The organism is Streptomyces sp. NPDC044033 (assembly GCF_056434425.1).
The window spans coordinates 180,074-201,395 of record NZ_JBWKFF010000004.1 but is presented as its reverse complement, the minus strand read 5'-3'; the positions used below and the strand labels follow the sequence as shown (position 1 = coordinate 201,395).

Below are 21,322 nucleotides of genomic sequence, written 5' to 3'. Positions count from 1 at the left end.
GGAACCTCAGCAGCCGCCCGCGACCGCCGGGATGATCGAGATGCCCGCGCCGTCGGGCGTCGCCGCCTGGAGGCCCCCCTCGAAGCGCACGTCGTCGTCGTTGACGTACACGTTCACGAAGCGGCGCAGCTTGCCGGAGTCGTCCAGCACGCGCGCGGCGATGCCCGGGTGGTTCGTCTCCAGGGAGGCGATGACCTCGGCGACGGTCGCGCCCTCGGCCGGCACCTCGGCCTGGCCGCCCGTGTACGTACGGAGAATGGTAGGAATTCGGACATTGATGCTCATGACGGTTCCCTTCGGGGGTGGACGGGGTGGGCTGGGATGTGTCGGGGCAGCCGGGTCAGCCGGCCAGGCCGGCGGCGCGGAACGCGTCCAGGCTGGGGCGGATCGTCGCCGTGGGCCCGGTGGTCGGCGCCACCGCGTCCAGCGTCTTGAGGCCGTCGCCGGTGTTCAGGACGACCGTGGTCAGGGCCGGGTCGAGCAGCCCGCCCTCGATCAGCTTCTTGGTGACGCCGACCGTCACGCCGCCCGCGGTCTCCGCGAAGACGCCCTCCGTACGGGCCAGCAACTTGATCGCGTCCACCACCTGCGCGTCGTTGACGTCCTCGACCGCGCCGCCCGTGCGCCGGGCGATGTCGAGCACGTACGGGCCGTCCGCCGGGTTGCCGATGGCGAGCGACTTGGCGATGGTGTCCGGCTTCTGCGGCCGTACGACGTCGTGGCCCGCCTTGAAGGCCGTGGAGACCGGCGAGCACCCCTCGGCCTGGGCGCCGAAGATCTTGTACGGGCGGTCCTCGACCAGCCCGAGCCGGATCAGCTCCTTGAGCCCCTTGTCGATCTTCGTGAGCTGGGAGCCGGACGCGACCGGGATGACGAGCTGGTCCGGGATGCGCCAGCCGAGCTGCTCGCAGATCTCGTACGCGAGCGTCTTGGAGCCCTCGCCGTAGTACGGGCGCAGATTGACGTTGACGAAGCCCCAGCCCTCGCCCGCCGGGTCGCCGATGAGCTCGGAGCAGAACCGGTTGACGTCGTCGTAGTTGCCCTCGATGCCGACGAGGTCGCCGCCGTAGACCGCGGCCATGACGACCTTGCCCTGTTCCAGGTCGTGCGGGATGAACACGCAGGACTTGAAGCCGGAGCGGGCCGCCGCGGCGCCGACCGCGCCCGCGAGGTTGCCGGTCGAGGAGCAGGAGAGCGTGGTGAAGCCGAAGGCGCGGGCGGCCTCGACGGCGATGGCGACGACGCGGTCCTTGAAGGAGTGCGTCGGGTTGCCGGAGTCGTCCTTGACGTACAGGCCGCCGGTGACGCCCAGCTCGCGGGCGAGGTGGTCGGCCTTGACGAGCTTGGTGAAGCCGGGGTTCAGGTTCGGCTTCCCGGCCACGTCGGCCGGGACCGGCAGCAGCGGGGCGTACCGCCAGATGTTGTCGGGGCCGGCCTCGATCCGCCGGCGCAGTTCCTCCGGGTCGCCGGCCGGCAGCTCGTACGCGACTTCGAGCGGGCCGAAACAGACCTCGCACGCGAAGATCGGGCCGAGGGCGAACCGTTCGCCGCACTCGCGGCAGGAGAGTGCCACGGCGGGACCGAGGTCTACGGGGGTGGTGGAAGCGGTGTTCTCTGCGGCTTGCACAGCCATGGAGGCGAGGCCCTTTCTCCTCATCTTCCCCGCGACGAATCTCGCCGCGAGACGGAATTGGCACCTTCCCCACCGGGAGCCTCGCGAATATTTCGGCGAGACCGGCGGGAGGGTTGCCGGGGCTTCAACGGGCCGTTCCCTCTGCCCCTCTGGATGAGCGGTATGGCACTGGGCGGGGCCCAGGCGTTTGTCGACGCGCGACCCCGACATGCGACGGGCGTCCGCGTTGTTCAAGACTGTAACCGAAGCCATGGACGGTTGAGATAGTCGTCCGAACCGCGAGATGGATCACAAAGGAGACTTTCGACGTGCTGGAAGAGGTCGAGCACTGGCTGAAGCAGCGCTCTTGGTCCGCCGCCGACCGCCCGCTCGACCAGCTCCTCGCCGCGAAGCGTGCCGCCGGTTCGCGCGGCACGGTGAGCGTGGTGCTGCCCGCCCTCGACGAGGAGGCGACGGTCGGCGCGATCGTCGCCGCCATCCGCCGGGAGCTGATGGACGGACCCGTGCCGCTGGTGGACGAGCTGGTGGTGCTGGACTCCGGTTCCACGGACCGTACGGCCGCCGTCGCGGCGGCGGCCGGCGCCCGGGTCGTGCACCGGGACGCGGTGCTGCCGCGGCTGCCCGCCCTGCCGGGCAAGGGCGAGGTGCTGTGGCGGTCGCTGCTGGCGACCAGCGGCGAGATCGTCTGCTTCGTCGACGCCGACCTCCGGGAGTTCTCCGCGGACTTCGTCTCGGGCATCGTCGGCCCGCTGCTGACCGACCCGGACGTGCACTTCGTCAAGGCGATGTACGACCGTCCGCTCGGCGACGCTGCGGGCCAGGGCGGCCGGGTCACGGAGCTGGTGGCCCGCCCGCTGCTCAACCTGCACTGGCCGCGGCTGGCGGGCTTCGTGCAGCCGCTCGGCGGCGAGTACGCGGCGCGCCGCTCGCTGCTGGAACGGCTGCCGTTCCCCGTCGGCTACGGCGTGGAGCTGGGCCTCCTCGTCGACGCCCTGCACACCGTGGGCCTGGACGCGCTCGCCCAGGTCGACGTGGGGGTGCGCAAACACCGCCACCAGGACGGGCAGGCGCTGGGGCGGATGGCCGCGGCCATTTACCGGACCGCTCAACTGCGCCTGGCGCGCGGGCATTTGGTGCGTCCGGCGCTGACGCAGTTCGACCGGGGTGAGGACGGGTTCGTGGCGCGTACGCACGCGGTGGACACGGAGGAGCGGCCGCCGATGGGCGAGATACCGGAGTATGTGGCGCGGCGGGCGGCGTAGGGACGGGCGGGCCGGGGGCGGCCCGCAGCCATTCCGGCAACAGCCCGAGGGCACTTCAGCCCGTCCGGCGATTGAGGACCGGGGTCCGGGGCGGAGCCCCAGCGGCACCTTGGCGGCACCCCGCGGCGACCGCGAGCGCTGCCCCCGCCGCTGCCCCTGTCGCCGGCCCGGATGCCACGCCCGCGTTTGAGCGCTCAAGCCAGTGGCTAGGCTCGCCCTATGGCCTCCCAGCACGGCGCCCAGGTCCTCGTCGCGTCCAATCGCGGCCCGGTCTCCTTCTCGCGGGACGACGACGGGTCGCTCGCCGCCAAGCGGGGCGGGGGCGGGCTGGTCTCCGGGCTGTCGGCGATCGGGCCGGACACCGACGCCGTCTGGGTGTGCGCGGCGCTCGGGGACGGCGACCGGGAGGCCGTACGGCGCTCCGAGGGCGGCCATCTGCCGGCCGACGACACCGGCGGACAGCGCGTCCGGATGCTGGACATCGCGCCCGACGTGTTCGCCGCCGCGTACAACGGCATCGCCAATTCCGTGCTGTGGTTCGTCCACCACCTGCTGTACGAGACCCCGCTGGAGCCCGTATTCGACGCGGGCTTCCGGGAGCAGTGGGGCGCGTACGAGACGTACAACGCGGCCTTCGCGGACGCGCTGGCCGCCGAGGCCGCGCCGGGCGCCGCCGTGCTGGTGCAGGACTACCACCTCACGCTGGTCCCCGGCATGCTCCGCGAGCGCCGCCCCGACCTGCGGATCGGCCACTTCTCGCACACGCCGTGGGCCGCGCCGGACTACTACCGGCTGCTGCCGGACGACGTGGCGGCCCAGGTGCTGCGCGGAGTGCTGGGCGCGGACCGCGCGGCGTTCCTCACCCGGCGGTGGGCGGACGCGTTCATCGCCTGCTGCCGGGACGTGCTCGGCGCGAGCGCCGCCGACGACGGGAGCGCCGTCACCTTCGAGGGCCGTACGACGCGCATCGGCGTGCACGGGCTCGGGGCCGACGCCGACTTCCTGCGCAGGCGCTCGCACGAGGCCGATGTCGAGGAGCGGATGGCGGCCCTGCGCGAGCAGGTCGGCCCGGGCCGCAAGACCATCGTCCGCGTCGACCGCACCGAGCTGTCCAAGAACATCGTGCGCGGCCTGCTCGCCTACCGGCTGCTGCTGGAGCGGCGCCCCGAGTGGCACGGCGAGGTCGTGCACATCGCCTTCGCCTATCCCTCCCGGCAGGACCTGGCCGTGTACCGCGACTACACGGCGCGGGTCGAGACCGTCGCCGAGGAGATCAACGCGGCCTTCGGACGCGAGGGCTGGCAGCCGGTCGCGCTGCACGTCAAGGACGACTTCGCGCGCTCCCTCGCCGCGTACCGGCTCGCGGACGTCGCCCTCGTCAACCCCATCCGGGACGGCATGAACCTCGTGGCGAAGGAGGTCCCGGTCGTCTCCGACGAGGGGTGCGCGCTGGTGCTGTCGCGGGAGGCCGGGGCGTACGAGGAGCTGGGCCAGGACGCGATCACCGTCAATCCGTACGACGTCGAGGCCACGGCCCGCGCGCTGCACGAGGGGCTGGTGATGGCCCGCGACGAACGGGCCGAGCGCACGAAGCGGCTGGCCGCGGCGGCGACGGCGCTGCCGCCCGCGCAGTGGTTCATGGCTCAGCTGCGGGCGCTGGACGGCTAGTCACCCGCCGGAATCGGGCGGGAAGGGGGCCGGGCGCAGGATCGTATACAGCCGGGTCTACCGTGGTTCGGCGTGACAGCGACTGCGATTTTCGGGGCTTCTGCGTTCTTTGGGTCTTCTGGGGCTGCTGCGGCTTCTGGGGTTTCTGGGTTTACCACCGCCGCCTCCTCCGCCGGAGGGCTGCCCGAGCCGACGATCGGGCGCATGTTCGCCAGCTGGCAACTCGACCCGTACGCGCTCGCGCTGGTCCTCGTCCTCGGCGGGCTCTACGCGTGGGGCGTGGTGCGGGTGGTGCGCCGCGGCGAGCGGTGGTCGGTGGGGCGCGGCGTGTCGTTCTTCGTCATCGGGCTCGGCGCGATCGTGGTGGCGACCATGTCGGGGCTGGCCGTCTACGACCACGTGCTGTTCTGGCCCGCCGCCGTGCAGAACATCGTCCTCGACCTGATCGGCCCGCTCGGCATCGCGCTGGGCGACCCGCTGTCACTGGCGGCGCGGGCGCTGCCGCAGGAGGGCCGCGCGGCGCGCCGGCTCCAGGGGGCGATCAGCGGACGGGTGCTGCGGGTGCTGACGTTCCCGATGGTCAGCACGGCGCTGGTGTTCGCCTCCGAGATGCTGATCTATTTCACGCCGTACTTCGAGACGGCGCTGCGCCACGACGCCCTGCACGAGCTGATGTATCTGCAACTGCTGGTGGTCGGGACGCTGTTCGTCCTGCCGATGCTCACCCGCCAGGACCTGCTGCCGTCCTGGTGCGGCCACCCGATCCGGGCGGCGTTCATCTTCGTGGACGGGATCGTGGACGCGCTGCCCGGCCTGGTCGTGATGACCAGCGGCACGCTGGTCGCGGGCGGCTGGTACGCGGCCCAGGACCGGCCGTGGGGCCCGAGCCTGGAGCGGGACCAGTTCATCGGCGGCGGGGCGATGATGACGATCGCGGAGCTGGTCGGGCTGCCGTTCATCATCGCGGTGTTCGTGGAGTGGGTACGGGCCGAGCGGCTGAAGACGGCGGAACTGGACGCGCGCCTGGACCGGGAACTGGAACACCGCCCCGCACCGGCCCCCGCCTCGGCCGCTCCCACCGCTGTGCCCGAACCCCAGCTCACCCGCCCGTGGTGGGAGACGGACCAGGGCATCGTGGGCGAGCGCTACCGCGGCGGGGGCGGCGCGTAGCCGCGGGCGGGTTCACACGGCTGGGAGGCACGCGGGCGCTTCACACGGCCGGGAGGCCCGGGCGCTTCACACGGCTGGGAGGCGCGGGCGCTTCACACGACCAGCAGGCGCACGGGCGCTTTCACGCGGCCGGGAGGCGGTCCGCGATGGCCTCCAGCAGTTCCACGACGCCGCTGGGCCCGTCGGCCACCAGGTCGGCGCGCTCCGTCAGCTCGGTGACCTCGGCGCTGCCGCTGCACACCAGGACGCCGCGCAGCCCCTCGGCCCGGAGCTTCTCGACAGCCGCGAAGGCGGCGAGGTCGCCGAGGTCGTCGCCCGCGTACAGGACCGTGCTCGCGCCGGACTCCCGTACGTATTCGGCGAGCGCGACGCCCTTGTCCATGCCCGGCGGGCGCAGCTCCAGGACGAGGCGGCCCGGCTCCACGATCAGACCGTGCCGTTCGGCGAGCTCGCGCAGCGGTTCGCGCAGCAGGTCGAAGGCGGCCTGCGGGTCGGCGGCGCGGCGGGTGTGGACGGCGACGGCGCGGCCCTTGCGCTCGATCCAGGTGCCCTGCCAGGCGCCGGAGGCGTCGAGGACGCCGGGGAGTTCGGCCTCCACAGCGGCGACGCCGGGGTGCGGCGCGGGGGCCCGTACGGTCCCGGTGGCGGCGTCCCAGCGCTCAGCGCCGTAGTGGCCGAGCACGGTCAGCCGCTCCAGCCCCGGTACGCCCGCGAAGCCGCCGAAACGGACGGCCACGCCGGCCGGGCGACCGGTGATCACGGCCGCGGAGCGCAGCCGGGGGGCCAGCCGGGCGAGGGCGGGCACGGTGCCGGGGTGGGCGCGGGCCCGCTCCGGGTCCGGCACGATGTCGGCGAGGGTGCCGTCGAAGTCGAGGGCGGCGACGGCCCGTTCGGGCGCGTCGAGAAGCGCGGCGAGACCGTCGCGCCCGGCGGGGGTCACGGGAACGGGAAGAGGGTTGCTGCCCATACGGCGACGATACCGGAGCGGGCCCGGCACGGGCCGTTCCCACAGCTCACAAAGGGCCCGACATGGCAACCGCCACCCTCACGCACGCCGAACGGCAGCGTCCAGGAAACCGGAGACATTTACGCGGTCCGGTTCGGGGGGGCCGAGGCCGCCATCTGCGTAATTTCCCTTACCAATGGCGGAATTGAGGTGCCGGACCTCGGGGGAATTCGGCGAGAATTCCGCACATCGGACCCTGATCGTTTTCTACTGCGGATCGCACTGTTCGGCGACAAGGCGGCCGTACGCCCCATCGCCATGCTCAACACTGATATCACCGAAGAGCCCCGCACTCGCCACGCCTTCTGGGGCGGCGGGTGCGGGGCTCTTCTGTGTTGTCGCCTGTGGGGCGGGGTGCTCAAGCGTCGTGTTCGGCGGCGAAACCGATGAACGCGGCCCATGCGGCCGGCGAGACCATGAGCATCGGCCCGTGGGGGTCCTTGCTGTCACGGATGGGGACGATGCCCGGTATCCCTTCCCCCACCTCGACGCAATCGCCGCCGTTGGTGCTGCTGTAAGTGGATGCCCGCCACGTCACGGGAGCGCGAGATCCAAGTCTTTCGCCAAGGCCAGGGACGGGACCCGGCGGCGACCGCGCTCGACCCTGCTGATAACAGGCTGCGTTGTGTTCGCGTCTGAGGCCAACTCCGTCTGCGACGTCGAGCGCCGGAGTCGTGTCACCTCCGAGCCGAAGAAAGCCAGCAGCGATGCGGTGGGATCGAGATCTTCCGTCTCTGCGGTCATACAAGATCACTTCCTTATGCCAGGCCATTCGGCATAGCCCACTCACTGTTGAGCGTACGCACAGACGCCCATTCTTGAAGGCCAGGCGAGAGTACGCACTCAGGGAAGGGGCCCATTCCCGTGAAGCGGAGCCGGCCGGGGCGGGTCACCCCCAAGAGCACCTGCACGAACAGCACGCCTGATCAACGCCCCTCGATCTCAGGAGTGATGCACCATGACGCTAACCGCGGAGCGCCCGGCCCCCCTCGGCCTGCTCACGTCCATCGAGCTGGAAATCACGGGCGGGTGTCAGCTCCAGTGCACGCACTGTCTGGCCGAGTCCAGTCCCCAGGGGACGCACGGCAGCATGCTGCCCGCGGACTGGCGCACACTGATCATCGACGCCGCCGCGCTGGAAATCCCCCTGATCCAGCTCATCGGCGGCGAACCGACGCTCTACCCGCATTGGGTCGAACTCGTAGACCTGTCCTTGTCGTTGGGGCGCAAGGTGGAGATCTACAGCAATCTCTTTCACGTCAAGCCCACGTGGTGGGCCGTGTTCCAGCGCGACGGAGTGTCGCTCGGGACGAGCTACTACAGCAACGACCCCGCCGAACACGACGCCGTCACCGGCCGCGAAGGGAGCTACTCAGCCACCCGCCGCAATATCCGGGAGGCAGTCAGCAGGGGGGTGACCATCCGGGCAGGCATCGTTGACGTGCTCGACGGGCAGCGTATTGCCGAAGCTCGCGCCGAACTGGAATCCATGGGCGTAACCCGCATCAGCACCGACCGTGTACGCGCCGTGGGCCGTGCCGCGTTGCCCGACACGCCACCGGCCCTGACCGAAATGTGTGGCCGGTGTACGCGGGGGCGCGCTGCGGTCCTCCCGAACGGGAACCTCGTAGGCTGTGTGCTCTCGCGGGACTTCCCTGCGGGAAACGTGCGGGAAACACCGCTCGCCAATCTGCTCGCCGGCGAAGCATGGGCAGAGCTGTCGGCCGGCATTCCTCAGCGAGGCGCGACCGCATGTCAGCCGGACGGGTCCGACTGCGACCCCGCGAGCACCCCCGCGTGCCTGCCCAAATACCCCAACCACCCACCGAAGGCCACACGGTGACCTGGGCCGACCGAGCCGCCGAGCTGGCCGACGAAGTGACGCATCCGGAGTCCCGCTGGCACGACGCCGTATGCGGCATCCCGCGCCACCTGTTCGTGCCGAACTGGTGGGAGAACCCCTCCCACGGCCCGACACCGCACCACGGCCCGTCCACTCCGGAGGCATGGATGCGCGCGGCCTACAGCGACCGCACGCTGGTGACCCGCCTCGGGGCGCTCCACGCCGACCACGCCGGGCCCCATGACCGTCCCGACTGGTGGCCGTCATCGTCATCGACCCTGCCTGGCCTGGTCGTTCAGATGTTCCGGCACACCCGCCCCCAAGAGGGGATGGACGTGCTGGACGTCGGAACCGGGTCCGGATACTCGGCGGCGCTTCTCGCGCACCGGTTCGGCGACGAGCGCGTGACGAGCGTGGACGTGGACCCCTACCTGACCGAGGCGGCCCGCGCACGGCTCGACCAGACCGGCCACCGGCCCCGAGTGGTCACCGTGGACGCTACCGGCACTTTGCCGGGCGCCTATGACCGCATCGTGTCCATGGTGTCTGTCCCCCGCATCCCGGCATCGTGGCTGACCGCCCTCCGCCCCGGCGGCCGGCTGGTCACCACCATCGCCGGAACCTCCCTGATCATCGGCGCGGGCAAGACCTCGGACGGGGGCGCCGTCGGCAGGGTCGAACGTGACTGGGCGGGATTCATGGGAGTCAGGCACGGGCACGACTACCCGCCCCGCCTCATGGACCGGTTCCCGCACGCAAGAGACCAGGAAGGGGAAGAGGTCACCACCGGGAGGTATCCGGTGCTCGACGTCGAACAGGCATGGGAGGTCAAGACGCGCCTCACCCTGGCCGTACCGGGCATCGAATGCCACTTCGAGACGCGTGCCCAGGACCGGACAGCGTGGCTGTTCCACGAAGACGGCTCATGGGCCCGCGCCGAGGGGCATTGGACCGACCCGCCCACCGTGCACCAGAGCGGCCCCCGCCGCCTATGGAGCGAGTTGGAGCGCATCCGGCACATGCTCAACATGGAAGGCGGCGTGGGCCTGTACGGCTGCCGCGTCCGCATCGATCCTGATGGCGTCTGCCACCTGTCACGCGGCGGGTGGGCAGCCACCATCGGATAGCGGCCGCTGAAGATGGATCCGGCGGGCCCGGCCGTGGCCGCCAGGCGCCGGCGGCCGGATTCGGCGTGCGGGTCGCCCGTACGGTACGTACCGGACACGCGCCGCGGCCGGCCTAGCGGCGGACGCGGCGGGCCTCTCTGACGCGGCGCAGGCGGTTGACGGTGACCGGGTCGTGGGCGAGCGCGCGCTCGTCGTCGAGCAGGGCGTTCAGGAGCTGGTAATAGCGGGTCGGCGTGATGCCGAGCTGTTCCCGGATCGCGCGCTCCTTGGCACCGGGGCCGGCCCAGGAGCGTCGTTCCACGGCGAGAACGGCCAGGTCGCGATCCGGAAGCTCCGGAGGCGCTGATAGCTCCGGAGGCACCGGAAGGGCCTCCTCCGGCTCCCCCGCCTCCCCCGGCTCCTCGGAAAACGCCTCGGGCTCCTCGTGCGGGCTCACCTCACCCACCCTAGCCGTCCGCGTTGTCCGTGGCCTCGGCCTCGCGCTGGAGCTCCCCGAGCAGCGACGCCGGGTCGCCGCCCTTCTTCACCGTCGAGCCGATCTTCTCCTTCAGCACCTTGGTGACCCGCGCCCACGAGGTCTTGTCCGCCGGGTAGAACTCGGCGGACTGGAGCTGGTCGAGGAACGGCCACAGCTTCTTCTTCGCCTCGTCGCCGTGCATCGCCTCGGACGCGGACGTGGTCACCGGCAGCAGGTCGTACTGGCCGGTGAACGACAGGACGTTGTCCTTGTGGTAGACGAAGTCGAGGAAGCGGCCGATCTGTTCGCGGCGGCCGTGCGTCTTGAAGCCCATCATCCAGTCCGCGACGCCCATCGTCGCCTCGGCCTTGCCCTCGGCGCCGGGCAGCGGCGCCATCCGGTACTTGATGTCCTGCGCGGCGGCCTGCTGCATGAGCGTGGGGTGGCCGTTGAGCATGCCGACGTCGCCGCGGGTGAACGCGTCGAAGACCTGCTGCCGGTTGGTGCGGCTGGGGTCGCCGGGCCCGGCCAGCCCCTTGCCGACGAGTTCGTCGCGCAGCCACTCGAACGCCTTGACGTTCTCGGGCGAGTCGATCGTGTACGCGCCGGTGCGGTCGGTGTAGCCGCCGCCCCCGCTGAGCATCCACATCATGGTCTCGGCCTGCGGCTCCTCGGGGCCGAACGGCAGCCCGAAGGGGATCTTCACGCCCGCGGCCTTGAGCTTGTGCCCGGCGGACTGGATGTCGTCCCAGCTCTCGGGGGCCTTGGTGATGCCGGCCTTCGAGAAGAGGTCCTCGTTGTAGAAGAGCAGCCGGGTGCTGGAGACGAACGGCAGCCCGTACTGGACCCGGTTCAGGTCGCCCGCCGCGGATATCGTCGATATGAAGTCGGACTGCGTGGGGATCGACAGCAGCTGGTCCGCGCTGTAGAGCTTGCCGGCCGAGGCGTACTCGGCGTACGCGCCGATCTGCGCGATATCCGGGGCCTGACCGTCCTTCACCATGTGGGCGAGCTGCTTGTCGACCTCGGTCCAGGCCAGCACGGTCACATCGATCTTGATGTCCGAGTTCTTCGCCTCGAAGGCGCGGGCCACCTTGTCCCAGTACTTCTTCGAGCTGTTGGCGGGTTTGTCGCCGTAGTCGGCCGCGACCAGCTTCAGCGTCACGTTGCCCGAACCAGAACTTTCACTGCCGCACGCTGCCAGCGTGGACGCCATTGCCGTCGTCGCGGCCCCGGCCGCCGTCAGACTCAAAAACCGCCGCCGCTGCACAGCTGCTTCCCCACCTTGCGGATTGATCGGTATTGATGGACCGGTACTGATCGCATATGTCCCCGGGAAAACCTGCGCAACCCGGGCTCCTCGCCGCGAAAACCACCTGGCTTCTCAGGCCGGCCACGGCTGCGAGTCTGCCCCGCGCGCCAGTCTAAGGTCTACTCCACACCTGATCTCGCTTCGGTATCGCCCTTCCCTCACGCAGCTCAGGGCTGCTATCCACGGAACCGGCGCGGTACGCGCACACACCGCCGATCTCGTCTTCCGCCTCACCCTGTCACCCCGTCAGCCCGTCACTGCCATCACCCCCGCCACCCCCGTAACGCCCGCCACCCCGTCGCCTCGCGAGGAGCAGCAGCGCATGGAGTCGTCCTCCCGTACCGCAGCCGAGACAGCCACCCAGCCCAGCTGCTGGCGGCGCGCCGCCGAGGCCGCGGGCGCGGCGACCGGACTGCCGCTGCCCGGCGAGCGGGTGGCGGTGACCGGCTGCGGTACGTCGTGGTTCATGGCCCAGTCGTACGCGGCCCTGCGCGAGGCCGCCGGGCAGGGCGAGACGGACGCCTTCGCCGCGTCGGAGTTCCCCGTCGGCCGCGCGTACGACCGGATCGTGGCGATCACCCGGTCCGGGACGACGACGGAGGTGCTGGACCTGCTCCGGGACGTGAACGGCCGCGCCACGGCCACGCTGGCGCTGACCGCCGACCCGACGACGCCCGTGATGGACGCGGCCGACGCAGTGGCGGTGCTCGGCTTCGCCGACGAGGAGTCCGTCGTGCAGACGCGCTTCGCGACGACGGCCCTGGCCTTTCTGCGGGCCGGTCTGGAGGCGCACGGCGAGCTGCCCGCCGGGGTGAAGACGGTGGCGGAGGCGGCCGTGGACGCCGAGCTGGCGGTCACCCAGCCGCTGCCGGAGGCCGCGCTCGGCGCGGAGCAGTGGACGTTCCTGGGGCGGGGCTGGACATACGGGCTGGCCCAGGAGGCCGGTCTGAAGATGCGCGAGGCGGCGGGCGCGTGGACGGAGTCGTACCCGGCGATGGAGTACCGGCACGGCCCGATCGCCATCACCGGGCCGGGGCGGGTCGCGTGGGCCTTCGGCGAGTTGCCGCCGGGGCTGGCCGGTGACGTCGACCGCGTCGGGGGGACGCTGCTCGCGGACTCCTGCGCGGTGGGCTCGCTGGACCCGATGGCGGATCTGATCCGCGTCCAGCGGCTGGCCGTGGCCGTCGCGGAGTCGAAGGGCTACGACCCGGACCGGCCGCGCAACTTGACGCGGAGCGTCATCTTGCCGGGGTGACGCGCGTACGGGCAGGGGCCGGGCGTACGTACGGGCAGGGGCCGGGTGGCGCCCGTACGAGCCTTGCCGGCCTGACGCCCGTACGAGCCGGGGCCTCGCGCCGGGGCCCGACCTGCGGGGCGCCCCACCCCACCCCCACCCGGCCGTGAGATCCGCCACGCCGACGAACCGCGCGCCGTGCGCCGGGCACCGGCGGGGCGCGCCCGGCGCACGTTCCGCCGTCCGAAACGGTCCGTTCAGCTCCCGTACGCGACGCCACGCCCCGAAGTGGACTAGACCTTTCGCGGTATAACGCGCGAGACTGTCCCCGTGAGACACGTCATCGCGCTCGATGTGGGCGGCACCGGGATGAAAGCCGCCCTCATCGGGGCGGACAACGCGCTTCTGTACGAGGCCAGACGACCCACCGGCCGCGAGCGCGGGCCACAGGCCATCGTCGGCGAGATACTCGACTTCGCCGCCGAACTCCGCGACAAGGGCCGCACGCTGTTCGGCGAACCGGCGGAAGCCGCCGGAGTGGCCGTCCCCGGCATCGTGGACGACGTGAACGGCGTCGCCGTGTACGCCGCCAACCTCGGCTGGCGCGACATCCCCATGCGGCAGCTGCTCAGCGAGCGGCTGGACGGGCTGCCGGTCGCCCTCGGCCACGACGTACGGACCGGCGGTCTCGCCGAGGGCCGGATCGGCGCGGGCAACGGCGCGGACCGGTTCCTGTTCATCCCGCTCGGCACCGGCATCGCGGGCGCCATCGGCATCGACGGCCGGATCGAGGCGGGCGCCCACGGGTACGCCGGCGAGATCGGGCACATCGTGGTGCGCCCCGGCGGCCCGGAGTGCAGCTGCGGACAGCGCGGCTGCTTGGAGACCATGGCCTCCGCCTCCGCCGTCAGCCGCGCCTGGGCCGCCGCCAGCGGCGACCCGGAGGCCGACGCCGCGGACTGTGCGAAGGCCGTCGACTCCGACGACCCGCGCGCCCAGGGCGTCTGGCACGAGGCGATCGGCGCCCTCGCCGACGGCCTCCTCATCGGCCTCACCCTGCTCGACCCCCGCACGCTCATCATCGGTGGCGGGCTCGCCGAAGCGGGGGAAACCTTGTTCACACCGCTGCGCGCGGCCGTCGCCGGCCGTGCCACGTTCCACAAGGTCCCCCGCATCGTCCCGGCGGCCCTCGGGGACACCGCCGGCTGCCTCGGCGCGGGGCTGCTCGCCTGGGATCTGCTCGCCACGAAATCCACGGAGGTTACGGCCTGATGGTCGAACGAACGGTTCTCTCGGGCGCCCGAGTGGTGCTGCCGACCGGCGTCGTCGAGAACGGCCGCGTCACGGTCGAGGGCCGGCGCGTCATCGACGCCGGCACGGCTCAGGAAGGCGAGGGGAGCCGGCGGGGCGCGGAGGCGGCGCTGGACCTCGCCGGGCACTGGATCGTTCCCGGCTTCGTCGACATGCACGTGCACGGCGGCGGCGGGGCCTCGTTCTCCGGCGGCACCGCCGAAGAGGCGCTCACGACGATCCGTACGCACCGCGCGCACGGCACCACCACGACCGTCGCCTCCACCGTCACCGGCGACCTCGACGACCTCGCCCGGCAGGCGGCCGTCCTGTCCGAGCTGACGGAGCAGGGCGACCTGGCGGGCATCCACTTCGAGGGCCCGTTCATCTCCTCGCACCGCTGCGGCGCGCACCAGCCGGAGCTGCTGCGCGACCCGGACCCCGCGGACGTCCGCAAGCTCGTCGAAGCGGCGCGCGGCGCGGCGAAGATGATGACGCTGGCCCCCGAACTGCCCGGCGGTCTCGACTCCGTGCGGCTGCTCGCCGAGGCGGGTGTCATCGCGGCCGTCGGCCACACCGACTCCGACTACGACGCCACGCAGGAGGCCATCGAGGCGGGCGCGACCGTGGCCACCCACCTCTTCAACGCGATGCCCTCGCTCCTGCACCGCGCGCCCGGCCCCATCCCGGCCCTCCTGGAGGACGAGCGGATCACCGTCGAGCTGATCAACGACGGCACCCATCTGCACCCCTCGATCCTGGAATTGGCGTTCGCGCGCGCGGGCGCGGCGCGCGTAGCGTTCATCACGGACGCGATGGGCGCGGCCGGCATGTCGGACGGCCAGTACCATCTCGGCCCCATGCGGGTCGACGTCAAGGACAGCGTCGCGCGCATCGCCGACGGCCCCACGGCCGGTGCCATCGCGGGATCGACCCTCACCCTCGACACGGCCTTCAAGCGGGCGCTGACCGTCGACAAGCTGCCGGTCGAGGACGTCGTTCGGGCCCTGTCGGCCAACCCCGCGCGGTTGCTGGGCGTGGCCGACCGCGTCGGTTCGCTGGAACCCGGCAAGGACGCGGACCTGGTCGTGCTCGACGCCGCGTACGACATGGTGGGCGTCATGCGGCACGGCGAATGGATCGTCAAGCCCGCCACTGTTAGCGGGGGTTGATCCCCCAAACCACCCGAGCGGGTGGCCTCCTCGCGGCTGCGGCACCGCCGCGGAGCCACCGCGGAAGCGCCCGCGACATCGCTGCGAACGACGGCGGTCGGCCCCTGCGTCTGGGCCGACCGCCGTCTGTTTGGCATGATCACGATGGCACACCACACACGTTCCCCAAGGGTGGTCCATGTGATCCTCACCGTCACGCTCAACGCCGCCCTCGACATCACCTACGGGGTGCCCCGGCTACGCCCGCACGCCTCCCATCGCGTCACCGACGTCATCGAGCGCCCCGGTGGCAAGGGCCTCAACGTCGCGCGCGTACTGGCCGCCCTGGGCCACGACACGGTCGTCACGGGGTTCGTGGGCGGCATCACGGGCGAGGCGCTGCGCGCCGGTCTCCGCGACCACACGGAGGCGGCCGGCGCCGGCGGCCGTACGGGCCCCGGCCCCGCAACCCGGCCGGACAGCCCGGCAGCCGGGCCGGCGGCCGTCCCAGGCACCCTCACGGACGCCCTCGTCCCCATAGCCGGGACCACCCGCCGCACCGTCGGCGTCGTGGACGCCTCGACCGGCGACACCACCCAGCTGAACGAGGCCGGCCCCACCGTCACATCCGCCGAGTGGGCCGCCTTCACCGACACGTACGCGACGCTCCTGCGCGACGCCTCCGCCGTCGCCCTGTGCGGGAGCCTCCCCCCGGGGGTGCCCGTCGGCTCGTACGCGGACCTCGTGCGGGAGGCGCGCGCGGCGGGCGTCCCCGTGCTCCTCGACACCAGCGGCGAAGCCCTGCGCCGCGGCATCGCCGCCCGCCCCGACCTGATCAAACCCAACGCCGCCGAACTCGCCGAACTCACCGGCTCCGCCGAGCCGCTGCGCGCCGCCGGGGACGCCCGCCGCCGCGGCGCCCAAGCCGTCGTCGCCTCCCTCGGCCCGGAGGGCCTGCTCGCCGTCACTCCCGACGGCACCTGGCGCGCCGCCCCTCCGCAGCAGGTCGCGGGCAATCCGACGGGCGCGGGCGACTCGGCCGTCGCGGGCCTCCTCTCCGCCTGGAGCGAGAACCTCCCCTGGCCGGACCGGCTGGCGCGCGCGGTGGCGCTGTCGGCCGCGACCGTACGGGCCCCCGTGGCGGGCGAGTTCGACCGCCCGACGTACGAGGACCTCCTCCCCCGGGTCGAGGTGGCCCGCGCCACCGGCGTACCCGTCTGAGAGCCCGCGCCATACCCCTGGCCGAGCACGCGGCGCCCGGCACGCGCGCTGATCCGGCCCGGGAGGACACGACACAGGCCCTGACCGGCGCTCAAGGGCGGTTCCCCACGGGGCCCGGCGGGGAATGATCCGCCGCACAGCCGCCATCGGCCGGGCGGCGGTGCCCGTGCCGCTCGTCCTGCACGGGTCGTCCGGGGTGCCGGACGAGGAGCTCCGGCGGGCCGTCGCGTCCGGCATGGTGAAGATCGACGTCGATACGGCCCTCAACGCCGCGTTCACCGGCGCCGTACGGGACTTCCTGCGGGCCCGTCCCGAGACCGTCGACCCGCGTACGTACCTGGCCGCCGCGCGGGCGGCGATGGCGGAGACGGCGGCGCGCTTCCTGCAGGTCGTCACGGCCGCCGGGTGACGCGCCGGGGCTGGGCTCCGCCCGGCTCCACCAAGCCGCCCGGCTCCAAGCCACCCGGTTCCACGCCGCCCGGCTCCGGCGGCCTACCCCTTGACGTGACCGGCCTTCAACCAGACCTGGTCGATGTTGAACCCGCACTTGTTGCCCTGCTCGCACGAGATCTTTATGGAGTTCTTGCCCTTTTTCAGGTCGGTCCAGGCGAACGTGCGCGTCCAGCCCTTGTCCCACTCGCCTTCCTTGGCGGGGGTGAAGTTCCCCATGTTCAGCGGCTGGCCGCGGACCTCGCCGTTGATCGTGAGCGTGGAGTCGGCGTCCTTGCCCGGCACCCCGTAGTTCACGAAAAGGGTGTAGTCGCCGGCCTTCTCGATGTCGAAGTCCCAGGTGACGCCCGCGCCGGGCTTGTCCAGGCCCCCCACGTACGTGCCGTCGGCGGAGCGCGCCCCCTTCACGTCCTTGGACGTGGTGGCGCCGCCGTCGACGCGCAGGCTCCCCGCGTCCTCCTTGGGCAGCTTGCCGGGCTCCTTGGAGGGGGTGGGCGAATTGCTGGGCTTGTCGCTGGGGGCGTCGGAGGGCGTCGAGTCGGACGCGGAGTCGTCCTTCTTCTCGCCCTGACTGTTGTTGATCATGGCGATGCTGATGCCGGCGATGACCACCACGACCACCGCGATGGCGCCGATGAGCAGGCCGCGCCGGTTGGGGCGGCCGCCGCCCTGACCGCCGTCCTGGCCGGGGCCGCCGGGGTGCCGGGGCGCGCCACCGGGGAATGTCTCGGGGGCGGCGTACGCGGCGTTGGGCTGCTGCTGGCCGTAGCCCTGTTGCTGTTGCCCGTAACCCTGCTGTCCGTAACCCTGCTGGCCGTGGCCCTGCTGCTGTCCGTAACCCTGCTGGTTCGGCACGCCCTGGCCGTACGTGCCGCCCTGCTGCTGCCCGTACTGCCGGGAGCCGACGGGGCGGACCTGGTTGTACGACGTACGGGGGACGCCGGGCTGCTGCGCGGTCCCGCCATCGGCGGCCTCGCCGCCCTCCGAGCGGTACAGATAGGCGAACGGGTCGTCGTTCTCCGGCTTGTCGTCCGCGCCGTTGTTACCGGCCGTCATCCCCTGTCACTCCCTACGTGCTGTACCCACCGGCCCATCACGTACGCGCCCGGGCCGCTCTGTCCGGGCCGGGGCGGCCTGAAGCGGGCTTACGCGATCCGGATGGCCGGAATTCTTGATCGATTCGCGGTCGGCGGCAGGCGCCGCCCCGGCGCAGCCTACCCCGTACGGAGTAGCCGGCGCGGTGCCGCGCGCCTCACCCGGCCCGCCGGCCGGCCTTGGCGCGAGAACGCTTCTCCACGTACATCCGCTGGTCGGCGGAGTGCAGAACCTCCTCCGCGGACATCCCGCAGCCCGCCCATCCGATGCCGAAGCTGGCGCCGACGCGGACCGCCCGGCCGTCCACCCTGATGGGCGGAACGATGGCGTTGCGCAGCCGTACGGCCAGGTCCTGGGCGTCCGCGCGGCCGAGCCCGTCCGCGAGGACGACGAACTCATCGCCGCCGAGCCGGGCCACCGTGTCGCCGTCGCGCACCCCGTTGGTCAGCCGGTGGGCGACCTCGATGAGGACCGCGTCGCCGGTGTGGTGGCCGAACCGGTCGTTGATGGACTTGAAGCCGTCGAGGTCGCAGAAGAGGACGGCCAGGCCCTTGCAGCCGTCGTCGTCCCCGCCCTCGTCGGGGGCCACCGTGTGCACATGGTGGTCGAACCCGGCGGCGAGCACCGTCTCCAGGCCGCTGCCCGCGGCGTAGGCGTCGGCGCCGAAGTCGTGCCCGTACGCGGCGCCCTCCACCTCGGCGAAGCCCGCGAGGACCCCGTCGGCCAGGGCTGCGGCCGCGTGCCCGTCGCTGCCGGGGGGCCGGGCGCAGAGCCGGCTGGCGAGGCGGGCGCGCAGCTCGGCGCTGTTGGGCAGGCCGGTGAGCGAGTCGTGGCTGGCGCGGTGGGCGAGCTGCAGCTCGTGGCGTTTGCGCTCCTCGATGTCCTCGACGTGGGTGAGGAGGAACCGGGGGCCGTCGGCGGCGTCGGCGACCACGGAGTTGCGCAGCGAGACCCACAGGTACGTGCCGTCGCGGCGGGCCAGCCGCAGCTCGGCGCGGCCGCCCTCGGCGGCGGTGCGCAGCAGGGTGCCGATGTCCTCGCGGTGGACGAGGTCGGAGAAGGAGCAGCGGCGCATCGCGGAGGCGGGCCGGCCGAGGAGGCGGCAGAGGGCGTCGTTGGCGCGCACGAGGCGGCCGTGCTGGTCGCCGCCGAGCTCCGCGATGGCCATGCCGCTGGGCGCGAACTCGAACGCCTGCCGGAAACTCTCCTCGCTGGCCCGCAGCGCCTGGCCCTCGCGCTCCAGCCGGACGAGTGCACGTTGCATGTTTGCACGCAGCCGAGCGTTACTGATCGCAATCCCGGCCTGAAAGGTGTACATCTGTAGCGCTTCGCGCCCCCAGGCGCCGGGGCGGCGCCCGTTACGGGGCTTGTCCACCGAGATGACCCCCAGCAGTTCCCCGCCGGCCGTGTCCGCCGCGTACATCGGGGCGAAGAGCCGGTCCATGGGGTGCCACTCGTCGGGGAAGCGGGGGTCGGGTCCGCCGGTGTGCCACTGCGGGACGTCGTCGTCATCGAGCACCCAGCCCTCGGCGTAGGGCACGAAGCGCAGGTCTCCCCAGCCCTCGCCCATGCCCAGCCGGCGCTCCCAGGAGGCCCGGGAGCCCACCCGGCCCGCCATGAGGGCCTCGGCGCTGGCGCTGCCCGCCACGGCGGCCACCACGAGGTCACCGTCGGGCCGCACCACATTGACGGCCGCCAGCTCGTACCCGAGGCCCTTGATGATGCCTTCCGCGACGGTCTGCAGCGTGTCCGCGAGGCTGCGCGCGGTGTTCAGATCCGCGACGACTCGATGCAGTTGCCTCAGGGTCGCAAGGCGGACGTACGGCTCCGACTCGGTCTCCATACCGTGCACTCCCCCGAGACCTCGACAGCAACTCCAGAATTCTTGTCGTCCGATTACCACGGCCACTGAATCACAGCGAGCTGACCACTCGGTACACAGGGTCAACAATTACTGGCTGCTGTGACTCATGTCACAGCGAGTGTTCGGCTTGCGGGGGTGGCGACCGGCCGCCTCACTATGCTTCCTAAACGCAAATCCGAGGCCACCCCACCCGGGCGGCCGGTCGGCCGTCGGCCCTAGGACCCGCCTGGTCCCGTAGCCCGATGTGACGCAGAGCGAGGGGCGGCTAGCGTGCGGAACGTGTTGCAGACGACTCCCTTCCTACGCGCCGACGCCGACATCCCCCATGCTGACGGGGTGAGCAATGACGAGTTCCGGGCCGCGCTGGCGCGATTGGCCGCCGGCGTGGTCCTGGTGACCGCCCATGATCCCGAGGACGGTCCGCGCGGCGAGGACGTCGGCATGACGGCGACCGCGTTCATGTCCGTGTCCCTGGACCCGCCGCTGGTGATGGTGAGCGTTCGCAACGAGTCCCGGATGGACGATCTCCTGGAGCGCCACCCCCTGTGGGCCGTGTCCCTGCTCTCGCAGAGCCAGCGGCACATAGCGGGGCGGTTCGCGATGAAGGGGCGCGTCAGCGACCGGCTGCTCTTCGAGGACATCCCCTACGAGCGCGGCAAGGAGAGCGGGGCGCCGCTGGTGGGCGGGGCGCTGTCCGTACTGGAGTGCCGCACCGAGCAGCGCGTCACCGCCGGGGACCACACGCTGGTGATCGGCCGCGTACTGACGGCCGCCAACCCGAGCGCGGAGGGCGGCCCGCTGCTGTACTTCCGGGGCAAGTACGGGAAGTTGGACTGACGTGACCCGGCCTGACGTGGCTGGACTTGGCTTGGCTTGACTGAACCGGACTGACTTGGCCTGGCCGCGCTGGGCTCGGCCGGGCTCGGTTCCGGACGGCCCGGCGGGGGCCCGAACAGCCCGGCCGCCCTCAGCCCCAATCGCGGCCGGAGCGCCCCCGCTTGGTGTCGCTGCGCGCCTTCTTGTTGCGCAGGCGGCGTTCGTTGACGCCGCGCGGTGTCTTCCGCGTCTTACGGGGCCGGGGCGGCGGAGCGGTCGCCTCCGCGAGCAGCGCGGCCATCCGCACCAACGCCGTCTCCCGGTTGCGCCACTGCGAACGGTGCTCGGAGGCCCGTACGGACACGACGCCGCCCACAAGGCGGCCGGCGAGCCGCTCCAGGGCGCGCTCCTTCCACACCTCGGGCAGCGCCTCCGTCCTGGCGAGGTCGAAGCGGAGGTCGACCTGGCTGTCGCTGGTGTTGACGTGCTGCCCGCCGGGCCCGGAGGACCGGGAGAAACGCCACATGAGCTCCGCCTCCGGCAGGGAGACGGAACCGCGAATGATGTGAGGCCCGGACATGTCACCCATGATCCCGCGCCCGGGCGCCGCCGTCACCTCGTTTTGCACGACCCGATCGGCGACCGGCCGTCAGGGATGAGTAAAGAAAGTAAAGGGAGCTGGAACCCTGCGGTCCCTCCTTCGCGTTATCGAGGGTGACGGTA

Annotated in this window: 21 protein-coding genes and 1 riboswitch; of the genes, 11 read left to right on the top strand and 10 right to left on the bottom strand. The window is 72.1% G+C overall.

Going from position 1 to position 21,322, the window contains the following annotated elements; genetic code table 11:
* Window positions 1-6: 6 nt before the first annotated feature.
* Together AC07AB_RS10365 and thrC are read right to left on the bottom strand one after the other, a co-directional pair.
* Window positions 7-285, bottom strand: coding sequence for a MoaD/ThiS family protein (locus tag AC07AB_RS10365; RefSeq protein ID WP_478563159.1), 279 nt, complete (start codon window positions 283-285; stop codon window positions 7-9).
* A 55-nt stretch (window positions 286-340) separates the two neighbouring features.
* Window positions 341-1,633, bottom strand: coding sequence for a threonine synthase (gene thrC / locus AC07AB_RS10360; protein WP_478563156.1), 1,293 nt, complete (start codon window positions 1,631-1,633; stop codon window positions 341-343).
* 17 nt (window positions 1,634-1,650) lie between these two features.
* Window positions 1,651-1,793, bottom strand: a riboswitch (SAM riboswitch).
* A 148-nt stretch (window positions 1,794-1,941) separates the two neighbouring features.
* Here thrC and AC07AB_RS10355 point away from each other — a divergent pair.
* From AC07AB_RS10355 to AC07AB_RS10345, 3 genes are all read left to right on the top strand, one after another.
* Complete coding sequence (locus AC07AB_RS10355) at window positions 1,942-2,895, top strand: glucosyl-3-phosphoglycerate synthase (RefSeq protein ID WP_478563153.1); 954 nt, start codon at window positions 1,942-1,944, stop codon at window positions 2,893-2,895.
* Window positions 2,896-3,114: 219 nt separating this feature from the next.
* A complete protein-coding gene (locus tag AC07AB_RS10350; protein WP_478563150.1) occupies window positions 3,115-4,563 on the top strand; it encodes an alpha,alpha-trehalose-phosphate synthase (UDP-forming) in 1,449 nt (482 codons plus the stop codon).
* A gap of 204 nt (window positions 4,564-4,767) precedes the next feature.
* Window positions 4,768-5,733 (top strand): cytochrome c oxidase assembly protein, encoded by a 966-nt coding sequence (locus AC07AB_RS10345; RefSeq protein WP_478563147.1) that lies wholly within the window; start codon window positions 4,768-4,770, stop codon window positions 5,731-5,733.
* A 121-nt stretch (window positions 5,734-5,854) separates the two neighbouring features.
* On the opposite strand, the gene otsB is transcribed toward AC07AB_RS10345, so the two are convergent.
* The 3 genes from otsB to AC07AB_RS10330 form a co-directional block, all read right to left on the bottom strand.
* Window positions 5,855-6,700: a trehalose-phosphatase gene (otsB, locus tag AC07AB_RS10340; RefSeq protein WP_478563144.1), complete on the bottom strand. Its 846-nt coding sequence runs from the start codon at window positions 6,698-6,700 to the stop codon at window positions 5,855-5,857.
* 397 nt (window positions 6,701-7,097) lie between these two features.
* On the bottom strand, window positions 7,098-7,277 hold the full coding sequence (locus AC07AB_RS10335) for a DUF397 domain-containing protein (protein WP_478563141.1): 180 nt from the start codon (window positions 7,275-7,277) through the stop codon (window positions 7,098-7,100).
* On the bottom strand, window positions 7,274-7,483 hold the full coding sequence (locus AC07AB_RS10330; RefSeq protein WP_478563138.1) for a helix-turn-helix domain-containing protein: 210 nt from the start codon (window positions 7,481-7,483) through the stop codon (window positions 7,274-7,276). The genes AC07AB_RS10335 and AC07AB_RS10330 overlap by 4 nt, the downstream gene beginning before the upstream one ends.
* A 214-nt stretch (window positions 7,484-7,697) precedes the next feature.
* Here AC07AB_RS10330 and AC07AB_RS10325 point away from each other — a divergent pair, with 214 nt between their 5' ends.
* A complete protein-coding gene (locus AC07AB_RS10325) occupies window positions 7,698-8,582 on the top strand; it encodes a radical SAM/SPASM domain-containing protein (protein WP_478563135.1) in 885 nt (294 codons plus the stop codon).
* On the top strand, window positions 8,579-9,709 hold the full coding sequence (locus tag AC07AB_RS10320) for a methyltransferase domain-containing protein (protein WP_478563132.1): 1,131 nt from the start codon (window positions 8,579-8,581) through the stop codon (window positions 9,707-9,709). Before AC07AB_RS10325 ends, AC07AB_RS10320 begins: the two co-directional genes overlap by 4 nt.
* A gap of 112 nt (window positions 9,710-9,821) precedes the next feature.
* Here the strand turns inward: AC07AB_RS10320 and AC07AB_RS10315 are convergent, their stop codons facing one another.
* Both AC07AB_RS10315 and AC07AB_RS10310 read right to left on the bottom strand, forming a co-directional pair.
* Window positions 9,822-10,070 (bottom strand): DUF3263 domain-containing protein, encoded by a 249-nt coding sequence (locus tag AC07AB_RS10315; protein ID WP_478563588.1) that lies wholly within the window; start codon window positions 10,068-10,070, stop codon window positions 9,822-9,824.
* An 85-nt stretch (window positions 10,071-10,155) separates the two neighbouring features.
* On the bottom strand, window positions 10,156-11,436 hold the full coding sequence (locus tag AC07AB_RS10310; RefSeq protein ID WP_478563129.1) for an extracellular solute-binding protein: 1,281 nt from the start codon (window positions 11,434-11,436) through the stop codon (window positions 10,156-10,158).
* A 364-nt stretch (window positions 11,437-11,800) separates the two neighbouring features.
* Between AC07AB_RS10310 and AC07AB_RS10305 the strand changes: the two genes are divergently transcribed.
* The 5 genes from AC07AB_RS10305 (at window position 11,801) to AC07AB_RS10285 (ending at window position 16,783) form a co-directional block, all read left to right on the top strand.
* A complete protein-coding gene (locus AC07AB_RS10305) occupies window positions 11,801-12,733 on the top strand; it encodes an SIS domain-containing protein (protein ID WP_478563126.1) in 933 nt (310 codons plus the stop codon).
* Window positions 12,734-13,042: 309 nt separating this feature from the next.
* Window positions 13,043-13,984 carry an ROK family protein gene (locus AC07AB_RS10300; protein ID WP_478563124.1) on the top strand — a complete coding sequence of 314 codons (942 nt, stop codon included), beginning with the start codon at window positions 13,043-13,045 and terminating at the stop codon, window positions 13,982-13,984.
* On the top strand, window positions 13,984-15,174 hold the full coding sequence (gene nagA, locus AC07AB_RS10295; protein WP_478563121.1) for an N-acetylglucosamine-6-phosphate deacetylase: 1,191 nt from the start codon (window positions 13,984-13,986) through the stop codon (window positions 15,172-15,174). The genes AC07AB_RS10300 and nagA overlap by 1 nt, the downstream gene beginning before the upstream one ends.
* Window positions 15,175-15,354: 180 nt before the next feature.
* Window positions 15,355-16,374, top strand: coding sequence for a 1-phosphofructokinase family hexose kinase (locus AC07AB_RS10290; protein WP_478563585.1), 1,020 nt, complete (start codon window positions 15,355-15,357; stop codon window positions 16,372-16,374).
* A 124-nt stretch (window positions 16,375-16,498) separates the two neighbouring features.
* A complete protein-coding gene (locus AC07AB_RS10285; RefSeq protein ID WP_478563118.1) occupies window positions 16,499-16,783 on the top strand; it encodes a class II fructose-bisphosphate aldolase in 285 nt (94 codons plus the stop codon).
* An 83-nt stretch (window positions 16,784-16,866) separates the two neighbouring features.
* Here AC07AB_RS10285 and AC07AB_RS10280 read toward each other — a convergent pair whose 3' ends face one another.
* The gene (locus AC07AB_RS10280) at window positions 16,867-17,880 is read right to left on the bottom strand and encodes a carbohydrate-binding protein (protein ID WP_478563115.1); all 1,014 of its coding nucleotides are present in this window, start codon (window positions 17,878-17,880) and stop codon (window positions 16,867-16,869) included.
* A gap of 196 nt (window positions 17,881-18,076) precedes the next feature.
* Complete coding sequence (gene cdgB, locus AC07AB_RS10275) at window positions 18,077-19,762, bottom strand: diguanylate cyclase CdgB (protein WP_478563112.1); 1,686 nt, start codon at window positions 19,760-19,762, stop codon at window positions 18,077-18,079.
* 300 nt (window positions 19,763-20,062) lie between these two features.
* Between cdgB and AC07AB_RS10270 the strand changes: the two genes are divergently transcribed.
* A complete protein-coding gene (locus AC07AB_RS10270; protein WP_478563109.1) occupies window positions 20,063-20,620 on the top strand; it encodes a flavin reductase family protein in 558 nt (185 codons plus the stop codon).
* Window positions 20,621-20,750: 130 nt separating this feature from the next.
* On the opposite strand, the gene arfB is transcribed toward AC07AB_RS10270, so the two are convergent.
* The gene (gene arfB / locus AC07AB_RS10265; RefSeq protein WP_478563106.1) at window positions 20,751-21,188 is read right to left on the bottom strand and encodes an alternative ribosome rescue aminoacyl-tRNA hydrolase ArfB; all 438 of its coding nucleotides are present in this window, start codon (window positions 21,186-21,188) and stop codon (window positions 20,751-20,753) included.
* Window positions 21,189-21,322: the final 134 nt, after the last annotated feature.